Source organism: Streptomyces sp. QH1-20, assembly GCF_041283565.1.
GTDB lineage: Bacteria > Actinomycetota > Actinomycetes > Streptomycetales > Streptomycetaceae > Streptomyces > Streptomyces syringius.
This window is the reverse complement of the sequence record NZ_CP166299.1, coordinates 5,727,353-5,751,607: the sequence shown is the minus strand read 5'-3', so window position 1 is coordinate 5,751,607 and position 24,255 is coordinate 5,727,353. Positions and strand designations below refer to the sequence as shown.

The following is a 24,255-nucleotide window of genomic DNA, read 5'->3' as shown; positions in this document are numbered from 1 at the left end:
GGGCGCCGGGGAAGGTCGGCCGCGTACGGGTGGAGACGGGGGTGAGCGGGTACGGGCTGTCAGGCGCCGGTGAGCTCGGCGAATGCGGCTTCGAACTCCTTGTCCTCCTTGGCGGACAGCGAGCGGAAGGCGTGTGCCTTCGCCGCCATCGCCTCACTGGGGATGATCAAGGTGTTGTCGGCCAGATCCTTGTCGATTTTCGCGAGTTCCTCGCGGAGGCCCGCCACCGGGCTCACATAGTTGATGGAAGCGGCGAGCCGGGCCGCGACCTTGGGCTGGTAGTAGTAGTCGATGAGACGCTCGGCGTTCTTCTTGTGGCGGGCGTGGTTGGGGACCAGAAGATTGTCGCTGGAAAGCATGTAGCCGGCGTCCGGGATCGCGAACCGGATGTCGGAATTGTCGGCCTGGAGCTGGACGAGGTCGCCCGCCCAGGCGATGCAGGCGGCGATGTCGCCGCTGTTGAGGTCGCCCGTGTAGTCGTTGCCCGTGAAGCGGCGGATCTGCCGGCGGTCGACGGCCTTCTGCAGCCGGCCGATCGCGGCGCCGTAGTCGTCGGCGGTGACGCGCTCGGGCCGCTTGCCCATGTCGAGGAGGGTGAGGCCGACGGTGTCGCGCATCTCGGACAGCAGGCCGACGCGGCCCTTGAGCTTGGGGTCGTCGAGGAGCTGGGAGACGGAGTCGACCGTGCGGCCGCCGGTCGCCTTGCGGTTGTAGGCGATCACGGCGGGGATGCCGGTCCAGGGGTAGGAGTGGGCACGGCCGGGGTCCCAGTCGGGGGCGCGGAAGCCGGGGGCGAGGTTGGCGTAGGCGTTCGGCAGGTTGGCGGCGTCCAGCCGCTGCGCCCAGCCGAGGCCGATCATGCGGCCGGCCATCCAGTCCGTGACGCAGATCAGGTCACGGCCGATGCCCTGTCCGGCGGCGAGCTGCTTGCTGACCTTGCCGAAGAACTCGACGTTGTCGTTGATGTCCTCGGTGTACGCGACCTCGATGCCGGTGCGCCGCCGGAAGTCGTCGAGGGTGGGGCGGCTCTTGTCGTCCTCGCCGACGTCGATGTACTCGGTCCAGTTGGAGAAGGAGAGCGTTTTCTCCGACGCGGAGCGGTCCTCCGACGAGCTGTCCACGCCGGTCCGTCCGGCGGGCGGAATGCCGCAGCCGCCCAGTGCGCCGAGGGCGCCGAGCGTGAGCGCACCGGCGCCCCCGGCCCGCAAAAGGGACCGTCGGGTCAATGCCGCACGTGGCTGGTAGCGCTCCATTCGGAATGCCCTTTCCGTAGCTCCAACGGGCTTTGGACGAGGATCCTGGCAGAGCGATTCGCCGTGAACAAGGGATTCCGTTGTTGCCTTTTGGTTACGCGACCGATTCGGCGAACGGCCGGGCATACGCGGGTCGGCGCGCGCGAAAGAGGCGATTTCGCCGCAGCACAACGCGGCACCAGAAAATACCGGCATTCATCACGGATCCGCGCACGGCGGCGCGCCCGCCCGGTGCCCCGCACCGGCGGATACGGCCCCGGAGCCGGTGCGGTCCGGACTCCGGGATTCGGCGGCACGGTGAATTGACGGCCCGCCGGGCATAAGGCGGACCGTTTCGCAGGACATTCCGGCACGGTGTTCCGACAGGACGACCGCGCGTATTCACGCGCGTCCCGTCCCCCTGCTGGGGATTTCCTCCCGGCGTTTTTCAGCGCGCGCCGAAGACCGTGCGGTGCCAGTCCTTTCTCGCGACCGCCGTGTTGTCGTACATGACGTGTTTGACCTGGGTGTACTCCTCGAAGGAGTAGGCCGACATGTCCTTGCCGTATCCCGAGGCCTTGTAGCCGCCGTGCGGCATCTCGCTGATGATCGGGATGTGGTCGTTGACCCAGACGCAGCCGGCCTTGATCTCCCGGGTGGCCCGGCTCGCGCGGTAGACGTCCCGGCTCCAGGCGGAGGCGGCGAGCCCGTAGGGGGTGTCGTTGGCCAGGGCGATGCCCTCGTCGTCGCTGTCGAAGGGCAGCACGACCAGCACCGGGCCGAAGATCTCGGCCTGGACGATCTCGCTGTCCTGCGGGGCACCCGTGACGAGCGTGGGGAGGTAGTACGCGCCCTTGGCCAGCTCTCCGTCGGGGGCCTCGCCGCCGGTGACGACGGTGGCATACGAGCGGGCCCGGTCGATGAAGTCCGCGACCCGGTCCCGCTGGGTGTGCGAGATCAGCGGGCCCAGATCGGTCCGGTCGTCGAAGGGGTCGCCGAGCCGCACGGTGGCCATCAGATCGGCCACGCCGGCCACGAACGCCTCGTACAGCGGTCGCTGCACATACGCGCGGGTCGCGGCCGTGCAGTCCTGGCCGGTGTTGATGAGCGAGCCCGCGACCGCGCCGTGGACGGCGGCCTCCAGGTCGGCGTCGTCGAAGACGACGAAGGGGGCCTTGCCGCCGAGTTCCAGGTGGAGCCGCTTGACCGTGGTGGTGGCGAGCTCGGCGACCCGCTTGCCGACGGCGGTGGAGCCGGTGAAGGAGGTCATGGCGACGGACGGATGGCCGACGAGGCGTTCGCCGGCGTCCTTGCCCGCCCCGCTGACGACGTTGACCACCCCGTCCGGGATCCCGGCGTCGGTGGCCGCCTGGGCGAACATCAGGGAGGTCAGCGGGGTCAGCTCGGCGGGCTTGAGCACGATGGTGTTGCCCGCGGCGATCGCCGGCAGGACCTTCCAGGCAGCCATCTGGAGGGGGTAGTTCCAGGGCGCGACGGAGCCGACGACGCCGATCGGCTCCCGGCGGACGTACGAGGTGTGGTCGGCGCTGTACTCCCCTGCCGACCTGCCCTCCAGGTGCCGGGCGGCGCCCGCGAAGAAGGCGGTGTTGTCGATGGTGCCCGGCACGTCGAACTCGGTGGTGAGCCGGAGCGGCTTGCCGCACTGCGCCGACTCGGCGCGCGCGAAGTCCCCGGCCCGCTCGGCGAGCACGGCGGCGAAGCGGTGCAGCGCGTCCGAGCGCTCGCCCGGGGTGGCGCCCGCCCACTGGGGGAAGGCCCGCTCGGCGGCGGCCACGGCCGCGTCGACGTCCGCGTCCCCGGCCAGCTCGTAGTCGAGGATCTCCACCCCGGTCGCCGGGTCGACGACCGCGTGCCGGCGGCCGGAGGTCCCGGCCCGCAGGCTCCCGCCGATGTACTGCGCGCCCTGGGCGAATCGTTCCGTGGCGTCGAACCGTTGACTCATGGCGCACTCCTCCGCCGACCGCGATGACCTCGGACGGGCGTAGCTCCAACCGGTATCGAGTGTCGATCCTGGCAGAGGCAGCCGCCCACAACAAGGGATTCCGTCGCGGCGTTTTGGATTGGCGACGGAATCAGTTTGCAACGAGGAGCTGGATGGGCCCGAGGTCGCGGAGCAGGGTCCCGATCAGGGCGAACCACAGGAGGGGGAGCACCAGAGCGGTGATGCCGAGCACGAGGCCGGCGGTCGCGGCGCCGCCGTTGTCCGCCTCTCCCTGCGCGACCCGGGACCGGCCGACAGCGCCGAAGACGATCGCCAGGACACCGAGCACGAAGGCGAGGAACCACAGGACGAAGGTCAGGCCGCACACCGCGCCGACGATGCCGCACACCAGGCCCGCGATCCCCAGTCCGTTGCGCGGCTGCGTCGGCATCGCGTTCCCGCTGTGGCCACCGGGCTGTCCGTAGGGCTGGAGAGGGGGTGCCACCGGGTAGGCGTAACCCTGGGGAGCGGGCGGCGACTGGGGGCCGGAATAGGGGTTCTGCTGGTGACCGGACATGGTGGGCTCCTCCGTGAAATGACGTCGCAAGAAATGACGTCACGTGATGCTATGGCCATAGATCACGGAGGGTGGACCGCCGGGGCCCGAGAGGTCTCACACGGGCACTGTCGGTGCCCGATGACAGAATGACGGCGTGAGTGACAACGGGGGCAGCAGCGTGCAGAACGACATGGGGAACGTATCCGCCCCGGCACCGGAGGCGGTTGCCGACGGTCCGCGTTCGGTCGCGGAACTGCGGGCGGCGCTCGCCCGTGGAGAGCGCGTCAAGTACGTGTATTTCTGGGGCCACCGGCCGCGCCGGGACGGCAGTGCGGGGCCCGGTTGCTTCAGCCAGTGGTGGGAGTCGCCGTTCTCGGTGGACGGTGTCGTCTATGCCACGGCCGAGCACTGGATGATGGCGGGCAAGGCCCGGCTCTTCGGTGACGCGGCGGCGGAGGCACGGGTGCTGGCGGCGGACCATCCCAAGCAGGCCAAGGACGCGGGCCGTTCGGTGCGCGGCTTCGACGAGGAGGCTTGGCGGCGGCACCGGTTCGCGCTGGTGGTCGAGGGAAGCGTCCACAAATTCGCCCAGCACCCGGAATTGGGTGCCTATCTGCTCGGCACCGGGGACCGGGTGTTGGTGGAGGCCAGTCCCCTGGACCGGATCTGGGGCATCGGCCTGGCCGCCGACGACGAGCGGGCACAGGATCCCGGCCGGTGGCTCGGGGAGAATCTGCTGGGCTTCGCGCTGATGGAGGCCCGTCAGCGGCTGGCGGCCGCCGGGAACACGAGCGAGGCGGGTCCGGGCGGCGCCGGCATATAGGCACCGTAGGTCGCGTCGGGATCGTCGGGGGCGTAGCGGGTGTCTTCCTGCTCGTCGATGTTGATGTAGACGACGACCATCAAGGCGGTGGCGACGAGCGCCGCACCGCCGAGGATCAGCCCCGCGAGGGCCTGCCCCGCGTTGTTCGCCTCACCGGCGCGCGCCTTGCCCCGGCCTATCGCGCCGAAGATGATCGCGAGCACCCCGCATATGAAGCTGAACACCAGCGTCCAGCACAGGACCGTGCCGATGATGCCGAGCACGAGGGCGGCGACGCCGAGGCCGTTGTTGGGCGCCATCGGGGGTGTCTGCCAGCCCTGTCCGTAGGGGGCGGCCGGCGGATAGCCGTAGCCCGCCTGCCCGTACGGGGGTTGGCCGTACGGCGGCTGCCCGTAGGGCGGCTGCTGCTGCCCGTAAGGCCGCACGGACGGCTGCGGGTAGCCGGGCGGGGCGTAGGGGGGCTGACCGTACGGGCTGCCGCCCGGGTACGCGCTCGGCGTCCCCGGGCCGGTCGGCGCGAGCGGCACGGGCGGCACTCCGCCGGGCGCCGGCGCGGCAGGAGCGGGGCCCGGCGCGGCGGCGGGCATGGCCGCCTGAGTGGGCTGCGGCGAGGTGGCCGGGGCGGGCGCGGCGGCGTCCGTCGGCGGCTCCCAGGCGGGCCGGGCGCCGGGCTTCTCCAGTGGCACACGGTGCTCCTGCGGAGCCCAGGGGTTTGTGTCCCGCTGCTCCGGTTGCGCGTCCTTGTCGGACATGACCCTCCCCTGTCGTTATCCCGTCATGCTAAGGCCTGGGCACGGCGGTGGCGCCCGCCCCGCATACGATGATCGGCACCTACCGACCGCCCTGGAGGCCGTGCATGTCCGTACTCGACTCGTTCATCGCCGGGCTTCCGAAGGCCGAGCTGCATGTCCACCATGTCGGCTCCGCGTCCCCGCGCATCGTCGCCGAGCTGGCGGCCCGCCACCCGGACTCGCCGGTGCCGACGGACCCCGAGGCCCTCGCGGACTTCTTCACCTTCCGCGACTTCGCGCATTTCATCGAGGTCTATCTGTCCGTGGTCGACCTGATCCGCGACGCGGCGGACGTACGTCTGCTGACGTACGAGGTCGCCCGTGACATGGCCCGGCAGAACATCCGCTACGCCGAACTCACCGTCACCCCGTACAGCTCGACCCGGCGCGGCATCCCGGACGAGGCGTTCGTGGAGGCGATCGAGGACGCCCGGAAGTCCGCGGAGGCGGAGCTGGGCGTGGTGCTGCGCTGGTGCTTCGACATTCCGGGCGAGGCCGGTCTGGCCTCCGCCGAGGAGACGGCCCGGATCGCCTGCGACCTGAAGCCGGAGGGCCTGGTCTCCTTCGGGCTCGGCGGCCCGGAGATCGGTGTCCCCCGGCCGCAGTTCAAGCCCTACTTCGACCGGGCCATCGCCGCCGGGCTGCACAGCGTCCCGCACGCGGGCGAGACGACGGGGCCGCAGACCATTTGGGACGCCCTCGTCGATCTGCGCGCGGAGCGCATCGGACACGGCACGAGCGCCACCCAGGACCCGAAGCTGCTGGCCCATCTCGCGGAGCGGCGCATCCCGCTGGAGGTCTGCCCGACCTCGAACCTGGCCACCCGCGCGGTGGCCGACCTGGACGCCCACCCCATCAAGGAGATGGTCGCGGCGGGCGTGCTGGTCACGATCAACAGCGACGACCCGCCCATGTTCGGCACCGACCTCAACACCGAGTACGCGGTCGCCGCCCGGCTGCTGGACCTCGACGCGACCGGCGTCGCGGCCCTCGCGAAGAACGCCGTCGAGGCGTCCTTCATGGACACCGCGGGCAAGGCGGCGCTGACCAAGGAGATCGACGCCTACACGGCGCTCTGGCGAGGCTGATTGGGCGGCAGGGCGGGCGCAGAGGCTGGGACGGCACGGAGGCAGGGCGGTCCGGGGCCGGGCGCGTGGAGAGGCAAGAGGGTCAGCGTGCCGAACCGCCCCCCTCTGCCCCGACTCCCGCCACAATGACCCCATGGTCATCACGGACACCAAAGACACCGGCGGCCGGGGCGCCGGGTCCCTGGGGGCGGGCGCCGTACCGGCCGCCCCCGCCACCGCGTTCACCGCCGTCGCCCACCGCGGCGACCCGTACGTCCATCGGGAGAACACCCTTCCCTCGATCCGTTCGGCGCTGCGGGCCGGAGCCGGGGCGGTGGAGATCGACGTCCGGCTGACCCGCGATGGCGTGCCCGTGCTGCTGCACGACGCGGACCTGTGGCGGCTGTGGCGCCACGACGTGCGCCTCTGCGCGGTCTCGGCCGCCGAACTGCGCGAGCTGACCGACGGCGAGCTGCCGACTCTGCGCGAGGCGCTCGCCGAGTCCGCCGGCGGGCGGCTGTTCATCGATCTGCCGGACGCCTCGGCCGTCACCGAGACCGTCGCCGAGGTGCACGCGAGCGGCGCCGCCGACCGCGTGTACTACTGCGGCGGCCCGGCCTCGATGCTCGCCGTCCGCCGTGCGGACGCGGAGGCGGAGACCGCGCTCTCCTGGACCACCGTCGCCCCGCCCCGCGCGACGCTGCTCGCCGAGCTGCGTCCGCGCTGGCTCAACTACCGCTTCGGGCTGGTGAGCCCGGAGCTGGTCGCCCGCAATCACGCCGACGGGCTGCTGGTCTCGGCCTGGACGGCGGACACCCGCTTCACCATGCGGCGGCTGCTGGCCGCCGGCGTGGACGCGATCACCACGAACCGCATCGGCGCCCTGCGCTCACTGATGCCGGGCTGAGCCGTCACAGACCGACGATCTCGTTCCACTCCTTGGCGAAGCCGGGGCGCTCCTTGGAGGTCATGTCGCGGGCGGTGGCGAGGCGCTTGCGCATGTCGTCGCTGGGGAAGATCAGGGGGTTCTCGGCCAGCTCCGCGAGCTCCTTGTCCTTCGAGGAGGCGAGGACCTCACGCGCGGCCGGCACGGGACAGACGTAGTTGACCGCGGCGGCCAGTCGCGCGGCGACGTCGGGCCGGTAGTAGTGGTCGACGAGCTGTTCCGCGTTGCGCTTGTGGCGGGCGAGGTTGGGGATCATCAGGCTCTCGGCCCACAGCTCCGCGCCCTCCTCCGGGACGACGAACTCGATGTCGGGGTTGTCGGCCTGGAGCTGGATGACATCACCGGAATACGCCTGGCAGGCCAGGACATCGCCGGAGGAGAGGTCCTTGATGTAGTCGTTGCCGGTGAAGCGGCGGATGTGCCGCTTGCGGACGAGACGGCGCAAATGATCGGTCATGGTGTGGAAGTCGTCGGCGGTCCAGCGGGTGACATCGGCGCCGTTGCCCTGCATGAGCAGACAGAACGCCTCGTCCAGCCCGGCCAGCAGGGTGACCCGGCCGCGCAGGTCGTCCTTCCACAGCTCCGAGGTGTGCCGGATCTCGCGGCCGAGCTTCTTGCGGTTGTAGGCGATGCCGGTGATGCCGGACTGCCAGGGGACGGCGTGCTTGCGCCCCGGATCGAAGGGCGTTTTGCGCAGCAGGGGGTCGAGGTGCCGGGTGACGTTCGGCTGCCGGGAGCGGTCCATCTCCTGCACCCACCCGAGGTGGACGTAGCGCGCGCACATCCAGTCGCTGACCACGATGAGGTCCCGGCCGGTGTCCTGATGGTTCATCAGGGCCGGGCTGACCTTCCCGAAGAACTCGTCGTTGTCGTTGATCTCCTCGGTGTACTTCACCGACACACCGCTGGCCTTCTCGAACTCCGCCAGCGTCGGCCGGACCTCCGCGTCCTCCTCGTCGGTGTCGATGTACAGCGGCCAGTTGGCGAAGACGAGACGCTTGTCGCTGCCGGAGCGATCCGTCGCGGCCCGGTCCCCCGGCCCGACATACGCGGCCGGCACACCGCAGCCGGCGAGAGCGGCGCCCCCGACGCCGGCGCCCAGAGTGCGCAGCAGGGACCGGCGGGTCAGGGACTTCACGGCGTTCACTCGCATTCCGGCAGGATGGCTGGTCAGATCTTGGCGGACAAGGTACGGCCTGTCCGGGAGACGCCCTCGGTCCCCGGCACCCTGCCGGGCCGGACGGGCCGGACGAGCAGCGTGTGGACGGTGAGCGCGCTCAGCGCGCACAGGGCGGCAGCCGACCAGAGTACGAGATGCCAGGCGTCGGTGAACTGTGCGGCGTGCAGTTCCCGGCCGGGCCCCGAGAGGTCACCCGCCGCGATCCGCCCGGCCAGCTCGGCCGAGCCCGTACGGGCCTGGACGAGGCTGATCAGCACCGCGCCGATCACGGCCAGGACGAGTGCGTTGCCCCCGCCCTTGACGGTGTTGAGGAACCCCGCGGCCATGCCGACCCGGGCCGGCTCCACCAGGCTCATCGCCTGGGCGTCGATGATACCGAGGACGAGGCCGTTGCCGACGCCCAGGCACAGCAGCGGGCCGAGCAGCGCGAGGGGGGATATGCCGGGGTGCAGCACGGTCAGCCAGGCGTTTCCGCCGGCGAGCAGCAGCAGGGCGAGGCCGGCGAGATGGCGGGCGGGGATCCCTCGGTTGACCAGCCGTCCGCCGATCGCGGGCAGGAAGAGGACGGGGGCGGTCAGCATCAGCATGGTCAGCCCCGCGTCCCGGGCGGAGAGGCCGTTCACCCCCTGGAGGTAGGTCGGCAGGAAGACCAGGACACCGGCGGAGCCGACGGGGACGGTCAGGGCGGCCAGGGACCATCCCAGGAAGCGGCGGTCGCGCAGCAGGGTCAGATCGAGGACCGGGTGGCCGCTGCGTCGCTCGACGCCCACGAACACCGCCAGCAGCGCGAGACCCGCGGCGACCGGGCCGAGCACCCGCCAGCTCCCCCATCCGGCCTGCGCGCCCTGGGTGATGCCGAACATCAGCAGGGCGAGGCCGCTGATGAACGTCGCCACGCCGGGCCGGTCGACCTTCGGCCGGTGGTCGGCCCGGGACTCGGCCACGAAGGGGGCGCCCGCGAGGATGACGAGGCCGATCCCGGCGAAGAGGCCGAAGGTGACCCGCCAGCCGAGCCCGCCGACCAGCCAGCCCGACAGCGTCGGACCGATGGCGAGGCCGATTCCGCCCACGGTGCCCATCGCGGCGAACGCCCGCGTTCTGGCGGCGCCCTGGAAGGTGCTCGCCAACAGCGCCCCACCGCCCGCCATGACACCCGCCGCGCCGACCCCGGAGAGCGTGCGGGCCGCGTCCAGCAGGGCGATGTCGCTCGCGACCGCGCTGCCCAGGGCCCCGGCCGTGTAGACCGCGGCACCGGTGGCGAATATCCGGCGCCGCCCGAAGAGGTCGGCGAGCGAGCCGGAGACGAGCATGAAGGAGGAGGCGGTCAGGAAGTAGCCGGTCACCACCCATTGCAGGGCCGCCCCGGAGGCGTGCAGGTCTTCGCCGATGCGCGGGATGGCGACGGTGGTGCCGGACATGGACATGGACAGCGTGAGGAAACCCAGCAGGACCACGAGCACCGTCATGACGGGACCGGACCGCCGGGTCCGCGAGGACTCGGAAGGCATACAGGTAAACTACACCGTGCAGTGCAACAGGTAAACCGAACAGTGCAATTTCTGGAAGGGAGCGGCGATGCCCGCAGCACAGGAGCCGACGGACCGGGAGCCGGCGGCCGGGCGCCCGCGCCGCGGCCTGGCGGAGAAACGTCAGTCGATCACCCGGGCGGCCCGCACGGTGTTCGCGCGCGACGGCTTCACCCGGGCGAGCGTGGACGCCATCGCGGCGGAGGCCGGGGTCTCCAAGCGCACGATCTACAACCACTTCACGGACAAGGAGGAGCTGTTCCGCTCCGTCCTCATCGAGAGCGCCGGATCCGTCGCCGCCTGGCACCGGGAGATGCTGGGCCGCCACCTCGACAAGATCACCGACCTGGAGCGGGACCTCACCGCCTTCGGGCTCGACTGGGCCCTGCCGCCGCGGGAGTTCGCGGACCACTTCGCGCTCGTGCGCCAGATCCACGCGGAGGCGGGCCACCTGCCCCCGGACGTCATCGAGGCCTGGCAGGAGACGGGCCCGCGGGCGGCGTTCCGCGGGCTGTCCCACCGTCTGGGCGAGCTGGCCGACGAGGGGCTGCTCGACGTCGACGACCCCGATCTCGCGGCGCGCCACTTCGCGCTGCTGGCCGTCTCGGACGTCAGCCAGAAATCGCTCTTCGGCGCCCTGGAGATGCCCGAGTCCGAGGTCGACTCGATCGTCACCACGGGCGTCCGTACGTTCCTGCGGCTGTACGGGCCGGGCGGCGCGGTCTGAGTCGTGAAGCGCGCGAACCTGGGGCCCGGCGCGTGAAACGACGGTGGCCCCACCGGATTCCGGTGGGGCCACCGTCCGCCGCGCCCCGGGGCGCGGCGGACGTGCTGCTGACGGCGGACGTCAGTCGAGCGACGTCATCACGTGCTTGACGCGGGTGTAGTCCTCGAAGCCGTAGGCGGAGAGGTCCTTGCCGTAGCCGGACTTCTTGAAGCCGCCGTGCGGCATCTCGGCGACCAGCGGGATGTGGGTGTTGATCCACACGCAGCCGAAGTCGAGCTTCTTGGACATCCGCATGGCGCGCCCGTGGTCCTTGGTCCACACCGACGAGGCCAGCGCGAACTCGACCCCGTTGGCGTACGTGACGGCCTGCGCCTCGTCCGTGAAGGGCTGAACGGTGATGACCGGACCGAAGACCTCGTGCTGGACGATCTCGTCGTCCTGCTTGAGCCCGGAGACGACGGTCGGGGCGTAGAAGAAGCCCTTCTCGCCGACCCGGTGGCCACCGGCCTCGACCTTGGCGTGCGCGGGCAGCCGCTCGATGAAGCCGCTCACCTGCTTGAGCTGGTTGGCGTTGTTGAGCGGGCCGTACAGCACGTCCTCGTCGTCCGGCTGTCCGGTCTTGGTGTCCGTGGCGGCCTTGGCCAGCGCGGTCACGAACTCGTCGTGGATCGACTCGTGCACGAGCACCCGGGTCGCGGCCGTACAGTCCTGGCCCGCGTTGAAGTAGCCCGCGACCGCGATGTCCTCGACGGCCTTGGCGATGTCGGCGTCCTCGAAGACGACGACCGGCGCCTTGCCGCCCAGCTCCAGGTGGACCCGCTTGAGGTCCTTGGAGGCGGACTCGGCGACCTGCATGCCGGCCCGTACGGAACCGGTGATCGAGGCCATGGCGGGCACCGGGTGCTCGACCATCAGCCGACCGGTCTCGCGGTCACCGCAGATGACGTTGAAGACGCCCTTGGGGTGGCCGAGCTCCTCCAGCACACCGCCGATGATCTCGGCGATGAGGACGGTGGAGGCCGGGGTGGTGTCCGAGGGCTTGAGGACGACCGTGTTGCCCGCGGCGAGCGCCGGGGCGAACTTCCACACGGCCATCATCATCGGGTAGTTCCACGGCGCGACCTGCGCGCAGACGCCGATCGGCTCGCGCCGGACGATGGAGGTCAGCCCCTCCATGTACTCGCCGGCGGAGCGGCCCTCCAGCAGTCGGGCGGCACCGGCGAAGAAGCGGATCTGGTCCACCATCGGCGGGATCTCTTCGCTGCGGGTGAGCCCGAGCGGCTTGCCGGTGTTCTCGGACTCGGCGGCGATCAGCTCCTCCGCCCGCGCCTCGAAGGCGTCAGCGATCTTGAGGAGTACCTTCTGCCGCTCCGCGGGCACCAGGTCCCGCCAGGCCGGGAAGGCCTCCTCGGCCGCGGCCATGGCCGCGTCGACGTCCGCGGCTCCGGACAGCGCGGCGGTGGCGTACGCCTCGCCTGTGGCCGGGTTGACCACCTCGGTGGTGCGGCCGTCGGCGGCGTCCCGGAACTCCCCCGCGATGTAGTTGCGCAAACGGCGCAGCTCGGTGGTCACTGTGCCACCCCTCCTGTCTGATGTCCGATGGATGAGACACAGCCTAGTCACTGGGGCAACGCTTTCGACATACCCGTCAGCCATGAACAACGGATTCAGTTAAATCTCATGGCGATCACAACGAATTTCATCGCTTCAGGGTTGCGAGACGGCCGAGTCCCATGCACAGTGGTGCTCGTGGCCACTCGTAGCGCAGATCCGAAAGGCGTGCAGGGCACGCCGCCGATCGATGCCGTCTCCCTGGCGATCATCGAGCAGCTCCAGGAGGACGGGCGCCGCCCGTACGCGGCGATCGGCAAGGCCGTCGGCCTCTCCGAGGCCGCGGTCCGGCAGCGCGTACAGAAGCTTCTCGACCAGGGCGTCATGCAGATCGTCGCCGTCACCGACCCGCTCACTGTGGGCCTGAGGCGGCAGGCGATGGTCGGCATCAACGTCGAGGGCGACCTCGACCCCGTCGCCGACGCCCTGACCGCGATGGACGAGGTGGAGTACGTCGTCATGACCGCGGGCTCCTTCGATCTCCTCATCGAGATCGTCTGCGAGGACGACGACCACCTCCTGGAAATGATCAACAAGCGCATCCGGACCCTCCCGGGCGTGCGCTCCACCGAAAGCTTCGTCTACCTCAAGCTCCGCAAGCAGACCTACACATGGGGAACCCGATAGCCGTGAGCAAGGACCTCTCCCAGACGGCGTACGACCACCTGTGGATGCACTTCACCCGCATGCAGTCGTACGAGAACGCCCCCGTGCCGACCATCGTCCGCGGCGAAGGCACGTACATCTTCGACGACAAGGGCAAGCGCTACCTCGACGGTCTCGCCGGACTCTTCGTGGTCCAGGCCGGCCACGGCCGTGTCGAGCTCGCCGAGGCGGCCAACAAGCAGGCGCAGGAACTGGCCTTCTTCCCCCTGTGGAGCTACGCCCACCCCAAGGCCATCGAGCTGGCGGAGCGGCTGGCGAACTACGCCCCCGGCGATCTGAACAAGGTCTTCTTCACCACCGGCGGCGGCGAGGCCGTCGAGACCGCCTGGAAGCTGGCGAAGCAGTACCACAAGCTCACCGGCAACCACACGAAGTACAAGGTCATATCCCGGGCCGTCGCCTACCACGGCACCACCCAGGGCGCCCTGTCCATCACCGGCCTGCCGGCGCTGAAGGCCCCCTTCGAGCCGCTGGTCCCCGGTGCCCACAAGGCCCCGAACACCAATCTGTACCGTGCGCCGATCCACGCCGACGACCCCGAGGCCTTCGGCCGCTGGGCCGCCGACCAGATCGAGCAGCAGATCCTCTTCGAGGGCCCGGACACCGTCGCGGCCGTCTTCCTGGAGCCCGTGCAGAACGCGGGCGGCTGCTTCCCGCCGCCCCCCGGCTACTTCCAGCGGGTGCGCGAGATCTGCGACCAGTACAACGTGCTGCTCGTCTCGGACGAGGTCATCTGCGCCTTCGGCCGCCTCGGCACGATGTTCGCGTGCGACAAGTTCGGCTACGTCCCGGACATCATCACCTGCGCCAAGGGCATGACGTCGGGCTACTCCCCGCTCGGCGCCACCATCGTCTCCGACCGGATCGCCGAACCGTTCTACAAGGGCGACGCGACGTTCCTGCACGGCTACACCTTCGGCGGTCACCCGGTCTCCGCGGCGGTCGCGCTCGCCAACCTCGACATCTTCGAGCGCGAGGGCCTCAACCAGCACGTGCTGGACAACGAGTCGGCGTTCCTGTCGACCCTGTCCAAGCTGCACGACCTGCCGATCGTCGGTGACGTCCGGGGCAACGGCTTCTTCTACGGCATCGAGCTCGTGAAGGACAAGGCCACCAAGGAGTCGTTCACCTCCGAGGAGTGCGAGCGGCTGCTCTACGGCTTCGTGTCGAAGAAGCTCTTCGAGAACGGCCTGTACTGCCGGGCCGACGACCGCGGCGACCCGGTCATCCAGCTGTCGCCGCCGCTGACCGCCGATCAGTCGACGTTCGACGAGATCGAGCAGATCGTCCGCGGCGTGCTCACCGAGGCATGGACGAAGATCTGACCGGGCCGCCGGCCCGGCTCTGATCCGGACCCGACGGGCAGCCCACCGGCCCGTCCCCCGGACCGTGGCCCCCCGCGCGCACCCCCACACCCCACCACGCGCGCGGGGACCACGGTTTTTGCGTGTCCCGGCGTCCCCGGCGGTCCCGCCCGTCCCGGCCCGCGCGCCGTCGCACCTCCGCTCGCGCGTGCCGCGTGGATGCGCTCCGACCGGCTCCGGCTCAAAAACGACCCTCCGGGATGAGCCCGACCGGAGGAAACTGGGCCACTCCCGCGTCGAGCCTGGGCGGAGGCTAGGATCCCCGTTCCGTACGGTGCCAGTGACCCAATGGCCTCCCGGTTCGTTCACCCGGACAGGGGAACGGACCCTTCAGCGACCCGAGGTGCTCGACATGGTGGCCCCGCCGGACAACGACGTGCTCTGGGCACGCGGTCTGCATTACGCCTACAGCGGTTCCCCCGCTCTCGCCGGTGTCTCCATCGGCGTACGCGAAGGCGAGATCCTCGCCGTCACCGGGCCGCGCGGCTCCGGGAAGTCCACACTCCTCAAGTGCCTCTCGGGTCAGCTCCTACCCGACCCCGGTGAGGTGTGGTTCAACAGCGCGCCCGTGCACACCCTCTCCCGTGCCGCACGGGAGCGGCTGCGCCGCGAGCGGTTCGGCTGGATCGGCAGCGAACCGCACCTGCTGCCCGAGCTGACCGGCTGGGAGAACGCCGCCCTGCCGCTGCTGGCCCGCGGCATCGGCCACCGTGCCGCCAAGCGGACCGCCGGGGAGTGGCTGGAGCGCCTCGACGTCGGGGACTGCGCCCGCAAGCGCCCCAAGGCCATGCTCCAGGCGCAGCGCCAGCGGATCGCCATCGCCCGGGCCCTGGCGGGCGAGCCGACCGTGGTCTTCGCGGACGAGCCGACCGCCCCGCTGCACACCACCGACCGGGCCCAGGTGCTGCGCACCCTGACGACCGCCGCGCGCTCGCATCAGATCACGGTCGTCCTCGCCACGCTCGACGACGAGAACGCCACCCTCGCCGACCGCACGGTCACCCTGACCGACGGCCGCCGGGGCGGCGCGATCCCGGCGCCCGAGTCGCCCGGCGGAGAGGGCAGGGCCGCGTGCTCAGTCTCCGCCTAGCGCGCGGCGCGCACCCGCTCGTCCTGCTGCGCCGGCTGCTGGTCGCCGCCGCCGCGGCGGGAGTCGGTTTCCTGCTGCTGTGCACCCTGGGGCACGCGGTGGCCCACCCGAAGGAGGCCGAGGGCTCGGTCGTACGACTCCTGTGGTGTGTGGTGCCACTGGCCGCCGTGGTGCAGTTCGCCGTCGCCGTCGCCCGCACGGATCCCGCCACCCGCCTCCGGGAGGGCCTGGACGCGGTGGGCCTCGGGCCCGTGGCGCTCTCGCTGCTGGCCGCCGTCTCGACGGCGCTCTCCTGCGCCGTCGGCAGCTGCGCCGCACTGCTCATCTACCTCGAACTGCGCGGCAATCTCCATCTGACGACGCTGAGCGGCTCCGCGACCAAGCTGCTGGACGGGGGCGAACCCCTGCCCTGGGCCGCGGCCCTGACCCTGCTGTCCCTGCTGCCGGTACTGGCCGGCGCGGCCTGCGCGGTCATGCTGCGCCCCGCCGAACAGTCGCCGGAGGGCGGCTCCACGGCGGACGACACCTCACCCGCCGTCAAAACACCCGAACCCAAGCGCACATACAGCGGCCTGCCCTGGGGCGTCGCCGTGATCGCCACCGGCCTCGCCCTGGAGTCCTACGCGAGTGACGGATCGGCACCCCCCGCCGAAGCGCTGCTGAATCTGCCCGGCCGGGCCGACGGCGCCTCCCCCGGGCTCGTCGGCGGTTGGCTGCTCGCGTGCCTCGGCTTCTGTCTGGCCGGACCGGGGCTGACCCACTGGTGCGGGGTACTGCTGTCGGCCGGCCGGCCCGGCCCCGTACGGCTGCTGGCCGGGCGCATACTGCAGGACGCGGCGCCACGGCTCGGCCGCCCGCTCGGTGTGCTCTGCGCCGTCGCCTCGGGCGCCCTGGTGGCCGTCGAGCTGTACGGCGCGGCCTGGGAGCCCTCCGGTGCGCGCCCCTTCGGCCCCCTCACCGGTCTCGGCGCGGCGCTCGTCATGGCCTGCGTGACGGCCACGGCGCTCACCGCGGCCCTGGACACCCGGCAGTCGCGCGCCGACACCGCGGCGACGCTGCTGCGGCTGGGCATCCCCGCCTCCCTGCTGCGCAGTGCGGCCGCCGTGCGGACCTGCGCGCTGGTGGCCGTGATGGCCCCGCTGACGTGGGTGGTCGGGGAGTTGGCGGCCATGCCGCTGACCAGATGAAGGCGGAGTGGCCGCCAGCGGGCGGGCCGTCGTCGCGACGTCCCGCCCGGGGCAAAGGCCGGAAGAGGCCCGCGGCCAGGACCTAGCATGGCCGGATGCAGCCGAATGCCCCTTTGCCCGCAGGTTCCCCCGCTGGTTCCGCCGCCGGTTCCCCCACTGCCTCCCCCCTCGGGTCCGACCGCGAGATCGAGAGCCTGGAGGAATTCGACCGGGTCGTCGCCTCCGGCTCGCTCGGCGGATACCGCGTGCAGTCCGTCGACCTGACGGCCCGTACGGCCGAGCTGGCGGCCGCGGACACCATGGAGGCCGTGTTCCTCGGGTGCCCGATGGAACCCGAGGCGGCCGCGAAGGTGCGGGCCGGGGGTGCGCTGGTCTTCCCGCCGGTGCCCTTCCTGCCGTTCAACCCCTACCGGGCCGCGCTCTACCGCCCGGAGGAGCTGTTCGAGGGCCTGGAGAAGGGCTACGGGAACACCCCGGACGCCCTCGCGTACGCGTGGTTCGAGAGGACCAAGTCGGACGGCGACATATTCGCCTCCATGCTGCGCAGCATCCACGACGACGCCGTGTCCGACGCGCTGGACGAACTGCTGGCCGGCCGGCGCGTGGTGGGCGTCATGGGCGGTCACGCCCTGGAGCGCGGTTCCGCCGGGTACGCCGGGGCGGCGCGGCTGGGCCGGGCGCTGGCGCGCGAGGGCCTGACCGTCGCCACCGGCGGCGGACCGGGCGCCATGGAGGCGGCGAACCTCGGCGCGTACGCCGCGCCCCTCGCGGACACGATGCTGGACGAGGCCCTGGCGCTGCTGGCCGGCGTTCCGCACTTCACGCCCTCGGTCGCGAAGTGGGCGGCCGCCGCGTTCGCCGTACGCTCGGCCTTCCCCGGCGGCGGGCCCTCGGTGGGCATCCCCACCTGGTTCTACGGACACGAGCCGCCGAACGCCTTCGCCTCGCACATCGCGAAGTACTTCGCGAACGCCACCCGCGAGGACGGTCTGCTCGCCCGCGCCAACGCCGGTGTGGTGTTCCTGCCGGGCGCGGCGGGCACCGTGCAGGAGATCTTCGACAACGCGACGCCCAACTACTACCAGTCCCGCGGCGAGCCCACCCCGATGGTGCTCGTGAACCGCGCGCACTGGACGCGCGAGCTGCCGACCTGGCCCCTGCTGGAGGCGCTGGCGGCCGGGCGGCCGATGGCCGGGCGCATCGCGCTGGTCGACTCGGTCGACGAGGCACCGGCGGCGCTGGCCCGGCTCACGGCGGGGTCACAGTGAGCGGCGGGCAGGGCCACCGGGGGCCCGTCACGCCCCCGCGCACAACAAGTCCTTGACTATTTCTTGACCCAAAGCAACTTCCGCGCCGAAAAGCGCGTCTGCTTCAGGAGCACGACGGGTTTATCAGGCGAACGGAGCTATTGGTGATCATCGGCCTTCTGACGGCTGTCGCGGCCTCGGCCTGTTACGGCACAGGCTCGGTCCTGCAAGCCGTGGGATCGCGCAAATCGGCCCGCCGGGAGGCCGCGGCGGCCTCCACGACGGGTACGACACAGCATGGCGGTCCCAGTCTCTCCTCCACCGCCAAGGCTGCGGTGACCTGGGAGTTCATGGTCGGTACGGTCTTGGACTTCCTCGGCTTCGGACTCGGCGCGCTGGCCGCCCGTATGCTGCCGCTGTTCCTTTCCCAGACCGTGATCAGCGCCAACCTCGTCGTCACCGCCGTCCTGAGCATCAAGCTCCTGGGCATCCGGCTGACCAAGCCGGAGTGGCTGTCGATCGGTGTCGTCTGCTCGGCGCTGGTGCTGCTGGCGACCGCCGCCGGCCACGAGGGCAGCGGCGATGCCGCGCGGTCCACCCACTGGTGGCTGCTGATCATCTCGCTGGTGCTGATGATCGGCGGCACGATCGCCGTCCGTCTGCTGGGCTCGAAGTCCGCGATCCTCGCCGGTCTGCTGTCCGGACTCGGCTTCGGCGCCATCGGTGTGGGCGTGCGCATCCTCGACGGCATCGACCCGTTCGACCTGCCCACGCTGCTCGCGGACCCGGCGCTCTACGCCATCCTCATATCGGGCACCATCGGCATGTATCTGCACACGGTCGCCCTGCAGATCGGCTCGGTCAACGGCGCCACGGCCGCCCTGGTCGTCGGCGAGACCGTCCTGCCCGGCCTCATCGGCGTGCTGATGCTCGGCGACACCTCCCGTGACGGCCTCGCCTGGATGGCTATCGCGGGCTTCCTGCTGGCCGTGGCGGGCGCGGTCGCGGTCGCCTGGTACGGCGAACCGGAGAGCGTGGTGGTGCCGGAGCCCGACCCCGGGGCACGGGATCTCACGCCGACCCCGACGAAAACGGGCTGAGGTTCGGCCACTGTTCACGGGAGAGCCCCCTGCACCGTCCCAAGGACGGTGCAGGGGGCTCTCCCGTCCGCGCTCAGACGGCGGAGCCGTCCTCGGGGCCGAGCACCACCACGTCGTGCACGTCGAAGCCGACGCCCACGCGGGCGTCGGGCTCCGGGGCGCCCCGCAGTTCGCACGCCGCCTCCAGCTCCGGCCCGTTCGGGGGCCGCAGCAGCACCACGACATGGTCGCCCCGGAACGTCCGGCCGGTGACGGTGCACGGCAGCCCCTCCCCCGCGGGCAGCAGCCGCACCCCGGCGGGGCGTACGAGCAGCCTGCACGGGCCTTGCCGCGTTCCCGCCGGCACCGGCACGCTCCCCCACACGGTGTCGGCCCGCTCACCGGCGACTGTGCCCTCGACCACGTTGTCGAAGCCGAGGAAGCGGGCCACGAACTCCGACGCCGGCCGCTGCCACACCTCCAGCGGCGTCCCGGCCTGGGCGATCCGCCCGTCGCGCATCACCACGACCCGGTCGGCGAGCGCGAAGGCCTCCCCCTGGTCGTGGGTGACGGCCAGCACCGTGGTGCCCAGCCGGCCGAAGAGCTGCCGCAGCTCCACCACGAGGCGCTCGCGCAGGCTCCGGTCGAGCTGGCCGAGCGGCTCGTCCAGCATCAGCAGCCGCGGCCGCGGCGCGAGCGCCCTCGCCAGGGCCACCCGCTGCTGCTCACCGCCGGACAGCGCCGCGACGGACCGCCGCTGCGCGCCCGGCAGGCCCACCATGTCGAGCAGCTCCGCGACGCGGCGCTCCGCCTCCGCGCGCCCGACCTTGCGCATCCGCAGCCCGAAGCCGACGTTGCCGCCGACGTCCCGCTGCGGGAAGAGCTGGTGGTCCTGGAACATCAGGCCCACCCCGCGCCGGTGCACGGGCACCCCGCCCTGGTCGGCGCCGGAGAGGAAGACCCGCCCAACGTCCGCGTGCTGCAGCCCCGCGACGACCCGCAGCAGCGTGGACTTCCCGCTGCCGCTCGGCCCGAGCACACACACCGTCTCGTGCTCGGCGACCTGAAGGTCGACCGCGTCCAGGGCCGTACGCCCGCCGAAGCGGACCGTGACGTTGTCCAGGCGCAGCAGATCCTGTCGCAGCCCGTGCATCTAGAACTCTCCCGAACGGTCGGTGCGGATGCGCTCCAGTACCAGCAGCGCCGCCGCGCACACCAGCATCAGGATCGTGCTGAGGGCCATGGCCTGGCCGTAGTTCAGTTCCCCGGGGCGGCCGAGCAGCCGGGCCACGGCCACCGGCAGGGTGGGGTTGTCGGGGCGGGCGATGAAAACGGTCGCCCCGAACTCGCCCAGCGACACGGCGAACGCGAACCCCGCCGCCACCGCCAGGGCCCGTCCGACCAGTGGCAGGTCCACTTCGCGCCACGCGCGCAGCGGGGACGCCCCGAGCACCGCGGCGGCCTCGCGCAGCCGCGCGTCCACCGCGCGCAGCACGGGCAGCATGATCCGGACGACGAAGGGCACGCCCACCAGGGCCTGTGCCAGGGGGACCAGGATCCAGGACGAGCGCAGATCCAGCGGCGGCTCGTCCAGGGTGATCAGGAAGCCGAAACCGACGGTCACCGCGGAGGTGCCCAGCGGCAGCATGAGCAGCGCGTCGAAGCCGCGTACGAGCCGTCCCGCCCGCCGGGTCAGCGCGGCGGCGGCGAGCCCGCCCACGACGACGGCGATGCCGGTGGCGGCCAGCGCGTAGGCCAGGGAGTTCCCGATGGCTTCCAGAGGGGCGACGACGAAGGTGCCGCCGTTGTCCTCCGCGGAGGCCAGGGCGCGGTAGAAGGCCAGACCGTATCCGTCGGGCCCGTCGAAGGAGCGCAGGACGAGCACGACGAGCGGCACCAGGATCAGCAGCGCCACCACGGCCAGCACGGACGCCAGGAGCGCCCATTGGGCGGCTCCCCGCGGGCGGCGGGAGGTGTGGGCGGCGTCGACCAGCTTCAGCGCCGATTCCCGCCGCCGTACCGTCCAGGCGTGCACCCCCAGCAGCACGGCCACGGCCACGAACTGAACGAGGGTGAGCACAGCGGCCGTCGGCAGGTCGAGCAGCCGCGCGGTCTGCTGGTAGATCTCCACTTCCAGGGTGGCGTAACGGGGGCCGCCGAGGATCTGGACGACGCCGAAGGAGGTGAAGGTGAAGAGGAAGACCATGAGGGCGGCGGCGGCCACGGAGGGCGCGAGCGCGGGCAGCGTCACCCGGCGCCAGGCGGCGAGGCGCCCTGCGCCCAGCACCCGGGCCGCCTCCTCCTGACGGGGGTCGAGCTGGGCCCAGAGGCCGCCGACGGTCCGGACGACGACGGCGTAGTTGAAGAACACATGGGCCAGGAGGATCGCCCAGACCGTGGTGTCCAGGCGCATCCCCCACAGCTCGTCCAGCAGCCCGCCGCGTCCGAGCAGCGCCAGGAAGGCCGAGCCGACCACGACGGTCGGCAGGACGAAGGGGACGGTGACCACCGCCCGCAGCAGCTGTTTGCCGGGGAAGTCGAAACGGGCGAAGACATAGGCGCCGGGGAGGGCGAGGGCGAGGGTCAGGGCCGTGGAGGCGAGGGCCTGCCAGGTGGTGAACCACAGGACGTGGCCGATCCGCTCGTCGCCGAGCACTTCCCCGACCCGGGCGAACTGCCATCGTCCGCCGTCCTTGAGCCCCCGGGCCACGATGGCGGAGACCGGGTAGGCGAAGAACAGCGCGAAGAAGGCGACCGGCAGGGTCATCAGCCCGAGCCGGACCGCCGTCTGCCGGGAGGGCCTCTTCGGTCGCTTCGGGACGTGTCGCTTGGGTGCGTCTACTTCAGGACGAGCGAGGACCATGCCTTGACCCACTGGTCGCGGTTCTTGGCGATCTTCTCCGGGGCGAGGGTCGCGGGATCGGTGATCTTGGCACCGAACCTGGTGAATTCCTCGGGCAGCGCGGCGTCCTGGTTCGCCGGGTTGACGAACATCTGGAGCGGCAGGTCCTCCTGGAACTTCTTGCCCAGCAGGAAGTCGATCAGAGCCTGGCCGCCCTTGGTGTTCTTCGCGCCCTTCAGCAGCCCGGCGAACTCGGTCTGCCGGAAGCAGGTGCCCGTCGCGACGCCGGTCGGCCCCTCCTTGGGCAGCGGCTTCGCACCGAGCACCTCGGCGGGCGGGCTGGAGGCGTAGGAGACGACGAGCGGCTTGTCGCCCTTGGCCTTCTTGCCCGCGGCGGAACCGGAGAAGCGGTCGTTGTACGCCTGCTCCCAGCCGTCCACGACCTCGACGCCGTTGGCCTTGAGCTTCTTCCAGTAGTCCTGCCAGCCGGCGTCGCCGTACTTGGCGATGGTGCCCAGCTGGAAGGCGAGACCGGGGGACGAGGTCGCCGCGTTCTCGGTGACCAGGAGGTTCTTGTACTCCGGCTTGATCAGGTCGTCGAAGGACGCCGGCGGGCTGAGCTTGTGGTCGGCGAAGTACGCGCGGTCGTAGTTCACGCAGATGTCGCCGAAGTCGATGGGCGTGACCCGGTGCTCGGCGGCGTCGGCCTGGAGCTCCTTGGGGACCCGGTCCAGGCCCTTGGCCTCGTACGGGGTGAACAGGTCGTTGTCGAGCGCCCGCGACAGGAGGGTGTTGTCGACGCCGAAGAAGACGTCGCCCTGCGGGTGCTTCTTGGAGAGGATGGCCTGGTTGACGGCCGTCCCGGCGTCCCCGCTCTTGAGCACCTTCACCTTGTACCCGGTGGCCTGCGTGAACTCCTTGAGCACCGCGTCCGACGCGGCGAAGGAGTCGTGCGAGACGAGCGTGACGGTCTTCGAGTCGGAGGCGGAGTCGTCCGAGCCGCCGCAGGCGGCCAGCACGGGGACGCCGAGCGCGGCGACGACGGCCGCGCCGACGGCACGCCGGAAGGTGGTGTTCATGAGTGGGTTGACTCCCTACGCCGGTATGACCCGGATCAGGTCCGAGGGTCTGCGGCCTGTGCCGCACTCTCAGCGCTCTGCGCGCTCCCCTGTCGGATGTTCTTTTGTGCGAATTCTTCGCCTGGGCGAGTGGACAGTATCAGCGCTCGGCGGCGGCGAGCTGACCGCACGCTCCGTCGATCTCCTGGCCGCGCGTGTCACGCACGGTGACGGGCACGCCGTGCGCGGCAATCGCCTGGACGAACGCCCGCTCGTCCTCCGGGCGGGACGCGGTCCACTTCGACCCCGGGGTGGGGTTGAGCGGGATGAGGTTGACGTGCACGCGCTTGCCCTTGAGGAGCCGGCCGAGCAGATCACCACGCCAGGCCTGGTCGTTGATGTCGCGGATCAGGGCGTACTCGATGGAGATCCGGCGGCCGGACTTCTCCGCGTACTCCCAGGCGGCGTCGAGGACCTCGCGGACCTTCCAGCGGGTGTTGACCGGCACGAGGGTGTCGCGCAGCTCGTCGTCCGGCGCGTGCAGGGAGACCGCGAGACGGCACTTGAAGCCCTCGTCGGCGAAGCGCAGCATCGCGGGCACCAGGCCGACGGTGGAGACGGTGATACCGCGCTGCGAGAGCCCGAGGCCGTCCGGCTCGGGGTCGGTGAGACGGCGGATCGCGCCGACGACGCGCTTGTAGTTGGCGAGCGGCTCGCCCATGCCCATGAAGACGATGTTGGACAGCCGCGCCGGGCCGCCGGGCACCTCGCCGTCGCGCAGGGCGCGCATGCCGTCGACGATCTGGTGCACGATCTCGGCGGTCGACAGATTGCGGTCCAGCCCGGCCTGGCCGGTGGCGCAGAACGGGCAGTTCATGCCGCAGCCGGCCTGGGAGCTGATGCACATGGTGACCCGGTCGGGGTACCGCATGAGCACGGACTCGACCAGGGTGCCGTCGTGCAGCCGCCACAGGGTCTTGCGGGTGGTGTCGCTGTCGCACGAGATGTGCCTGACGACGCTCATCAGCTCGGGCAGCAGCTCGGCCGCGAGCTTCTCGCGGGCCGCCGCCGGGATGTCCGTCCATGCCGCCGGGTCGTGCGCGTACCGGGCGAAATAGTGCTGGGACAGCTGCTTCGCACGGAACGGCTTCTCGCCGATCTCGGCGACGGCCTCGCGGCGCTCGGCGGGGGTGAGGTCGGCAAGGTGCCGCGGGGGCTTCTTGGCCCCGCGCGGCGCGACGAAAGTGAGTTCTCCAGGTGCAGGCATGGTCCTACCAGTGTCGCAGACATACGGAGAGGGGCCCGCCGCCCTGTGGAC

At 71.4% G+C, this 24,255-nt stretch carries 21 protein-coding genes and 1 riboswitch; of the genes, 10 read left to right on the top strand and 11 right to left on the bottom strand.

The features are described from left to right. Positions 1-59: 59 nt before the first annotated feature. The 3 genes from AB8O64_RS26220 to AB8O64_RS26210 all read right to left on the bottom strand — a co-directional run bounded on the left by AB8O64_RS26220 (position 60) and on the right by AB8O64_RS26210 (position 3,751). A complete protein-coding gene (locus AB8O64_RS26220; RefSeq protein WP_370421701.1) occupies positions 60-1,253 on the bottom strand; it encodes a spermidine/putrescine ABC transporter substrate-binding protein in 1,194 nt (397 codons plus the stop codon). Between the two features lie 427 nt (positions 1,254-1,680). Further along, positions 1,681-3,195 (bottom strand): gamma-aminobutyraldehyde dehydrogenase, encoded by a 1,515-nt coding sequence (locus AB8O64_RS26215; RefSeq protein ID WP_370421700.1) that lies wholly within the window; start codon positions 3,193-3,195, stop codon positions 1,681-1,683. Positions 3,196-3,325: 130 nt separating this feature from the next. After that, on the bottom strand, positions 3,326-3,751 hold the full coding sequence (locus AB8O64_RS26210; protein WP_370421699.1) for a DUF4190 domain-containing protein: 426 nt from the start codon (positions 3,749-3,751) through the stop codon (positions 3,326-3,328). A gap of 172 nt (positions 3,752-3,923) precedes the next feature. Between AB8O64_RS26210 and AB8O64_RS26205 the strand changes: the two genes are divergently transcribed. After that, positions 3,924-4,556, top strand: a complete 633-nt coding sequence (locus AB8O64_RS26205) for an NADAR family protein (RefSeq protein ID WP_370423972.1) — start codon at positions 3,924-3,926, stop codon at positions 4,554-4,556. Here AB8O64_RS26205 and AB8O64_RS26200 read toward each other — a convergent pair. Then, complete coding sequence (locus AB8O64_RS26200; RefSeq protein WP_370421698.1) at positions 4,496-5,308, bottom strand: DUF4190 domain-containing protein; 813 nt, start codon at positions 5,306-5,308, stop codon at positions 4,496-4,498. The genes AB8O64_RS26205 and AB8O64_RS26200 overlap by 61 nt on opposite strands. A 104-nt stretch (positions 5,309-5,412) precedes the next feature. Between AB8O64_RS26200 and AB8O64_RS26195 the strand changes: the two genes are divergently transcribed. Together AB8O64_RS26195 and AB8O64_RS26190 are read left to right on the top strand one after the other, a co-directional pair. Next, positions 5,413-6,435 (top strand): adenosine deaminase, encoded by a 1,023-nt coding sequence (locus tag AB8O64_RS26195; RefSeq protein ID WP_365379694.1) that lies wholly within the window; start codon positions 5,413-5,415, stop codon positions 6,433-6,435. Positions 6,436-6,568: 133 nt separating this feature from the next. After that, complete coding sequence (locus AB8O64_RS26190; protein WP_370421697.1) at positions 6,569-7,321, top strand: glycerophosphodiester phosphodiesterase; 753 nt, start codon at positions 6,569-6,571, stop codon at positions 7,319-7,321. A 4-nt stretch (positions 7,322-7,325) separates the two neighbouring features. Here the strand turns inward: AB8O64_RS26190 and AB8O64_RS26185 are convergent, their stop codons facing one another. Both AB8O64_RS26185 and AB8O64_RS26180 read right to left on the bottom strand, forming a co-directional pair. Further along, positions 7,326-8,513, bottom strand: coding sequence for a spermidine/putrescine ABC transporter substrate-binding protein (locus tag AB8O64_RS26185; protein WP_370421696.1), 1,188 nt, complete (start codon positions 8,511-8,513; stop codon positions 7,326-7,328). Positions 8,514-8,530: 17 nt separating this feature from the next. After that, positions 8,531-10,006 carry an MFS transporter gene (locus tag AB8O64_RS26180; protein ID WP_370421695.1) on the bottom strand — a complete coding sequence of 492 codons (1,476 nt, stop codon included), beginning with the start codon at positions 10,004-10,006 and terminating at the stop codon, positions 8,531-8,533. Positions 10,007-10,115: 109 nt separating this feature from the next. Here AB8O64_RS26180 and AB8O64_RS26175 point away from each other — a divergent pair, with 109 nt between their 5' ends. Then, positions 10,116-10,793, top strand: a complete 678-nt coding sequence (locus AB8O64_RS26175; RefSeq protein WP_370421694.1) for a TetR/AcrR family transcriptional regulator — start codon at positions 10,116-10,118, stop codon at positions 10,791-10,793. 120 nt (positions 10,794-10,913) lie between these two features. Here AB8O64_RS26175 and AB8O64_RS26170 read toward each other — a convergent pair whose 3' ends face one another. Next, entirely contained in the window at positions 10,914-12,365 is a 1,452-nt protein-coding gene (locus tag AB8O64_RS26170; protein ID WP_356454146.1) for a gamma-aminobutyraldehyde dehydrogenase, read from the bottom strand. 177 nt (positions 12,366-12,542) lie between these two features. Here AB8O64_RS26170 and AB8O64_RS26165 point away from each other — a divergent pair, with 177 nt between their 5' ends. From AB8O64_RS26165 to AB8O64_RS26140, 6 genes are all read left to right on the top strand, one after another. After that, positions 12,543-13,031, top strand: coding sequence for an Lrp/AsnC family transcriptional regulator (locus tag AB8O64_RS26165; RefSeq protein ID WP_130880164.1), 489 nt, complete (start codon positions 12,543-12,545; stop codon positions 13,029-13,031). After that, positions 13,016-14,395, top strand: a complete 1,380-nt coding sequence (locus AB8O64_RS26160; RefSeq protein WP_130880163.1) for an aspartate aminotransferase family protein — start codon at positions 13,016-13,018, stop codon at positions 14,393-14,395. The genes AB8O64_RS26165 and AB8O64_RS26160 overlap by 16 nt, the downstream gene beginning before the upstream one ends. Before the next feature lie 391 nt (positions 14,396-14,786). Beyond that, positions 14,787-15,524, top strand: coding sequence for an ATP-binding cassette domain-containing protein (locus AB8O64_RS26155; RefSeq protein ID WP_356454145.1), 738 nt, complete (start codon positions 14,787-14,789; stop codon positions 15,522-15,524). Continuing rightward, complete coding sequence (locus AB8O64_RS26150; protein WP_370421693.1) at positions 15,506-16,711, top strand: hypothetical protein; 1,206 nt, start codon at positions 15,506-15,508, stop codon at positions 16,709-16,711. The genes AB8O64_RS26155 and AB8O64_RS26150 overlap by 19 nt, the downstream gene beginning before the upstream one ends. A gap of 113 nt (positions 16,712-16,824) precedes the next feature. Beyond that, on the top strand, positions 16,825-17,979 hold the full coding sequence (locus AB8O64_RS26145) for an LOG family protein (RefSeq protein ID WP_370421692.1): 1,155 nt from the start codon (positions 16,825-16,827) through the stop codon (positions 17,977-17,979). A 143-nt stretch (positions 17,980-18,122) separates the two neighbouring features. Next, positions 18,123-19,058 (top strand): hypothetical protein, encoded by a 936-nt coding sequence (locus AB8O64_RS26140; RefSeq protein WP_370421691.1) that lies wholly within the window; start codon positions 18,123-18,125, stop codon positions 19,056-19,058. A 73-nt stretch (positions 19,059-19,131) separates the two neighbouring features. Here AB8O64_RS26140 and AB8O64_RS26135 read toward each other — a convergent pair whose 3' ends face one another. From AB8O64_RS26135 to rlmN, 4 genes are all read right to left on the bottom strand, one after another. After that, complete coding sequence (locus AB8O64_RS26135) at positions 19,132-20,190, bottom strand: ABC transporter ATP-binding protein (RefSeq protein ID WP_370421690.1); 1,059 nt, start codon at positions 20,188-20,190, stop codon at positions 19,132-19,134. Further along, positions 20,191-21,804 (bottom strand): ABC transporter permease, encoded by a 1,614-nt coding sequence (locus AB8O64_RS26130; RefSeq protein WP_370421689.1) that lies wholly within the window; start codon positions 21,802-21,804, stop codon positions 20,191-20,193. It abuts the gene before it with no gap. Positions 21,805-21,875: 71 nt separating this feature from the next. Next, positions 21,876-22,958: a thiamine ABC transporter substrate binding subunit gene (locus tag AB8O64_RS26125; protein ID WP_370421688.1), complete on the bottom strand. Its 1,083-nt coding sequence runs from the start codon at positions 22,956-22,958 to the stop codon at positions 21,876-21,878. Next, a riboswitch (TPP riboswitch) is annotated at positions 22,954-23,059 on the bottom strand. (Overlaps the previous gene by 5 nt.) Before the next feature lie 38 nt (positions 23,060-23,097). Next, complete coding sequence (gene rlmN / locus AB8O64_RS26120) at positions 23,098-24,204, bottom strand: 23S rRNA (adenine(2503)-C(2))-methyltransferase RlmN (RefSeq protein WP_356454138.1); 1,107 nt, start codon at positions 24,202-24,204, stop codon at positions 23,098-23,100. Positions 24,205-24,255: the final 51 nt, after the last annotated feature.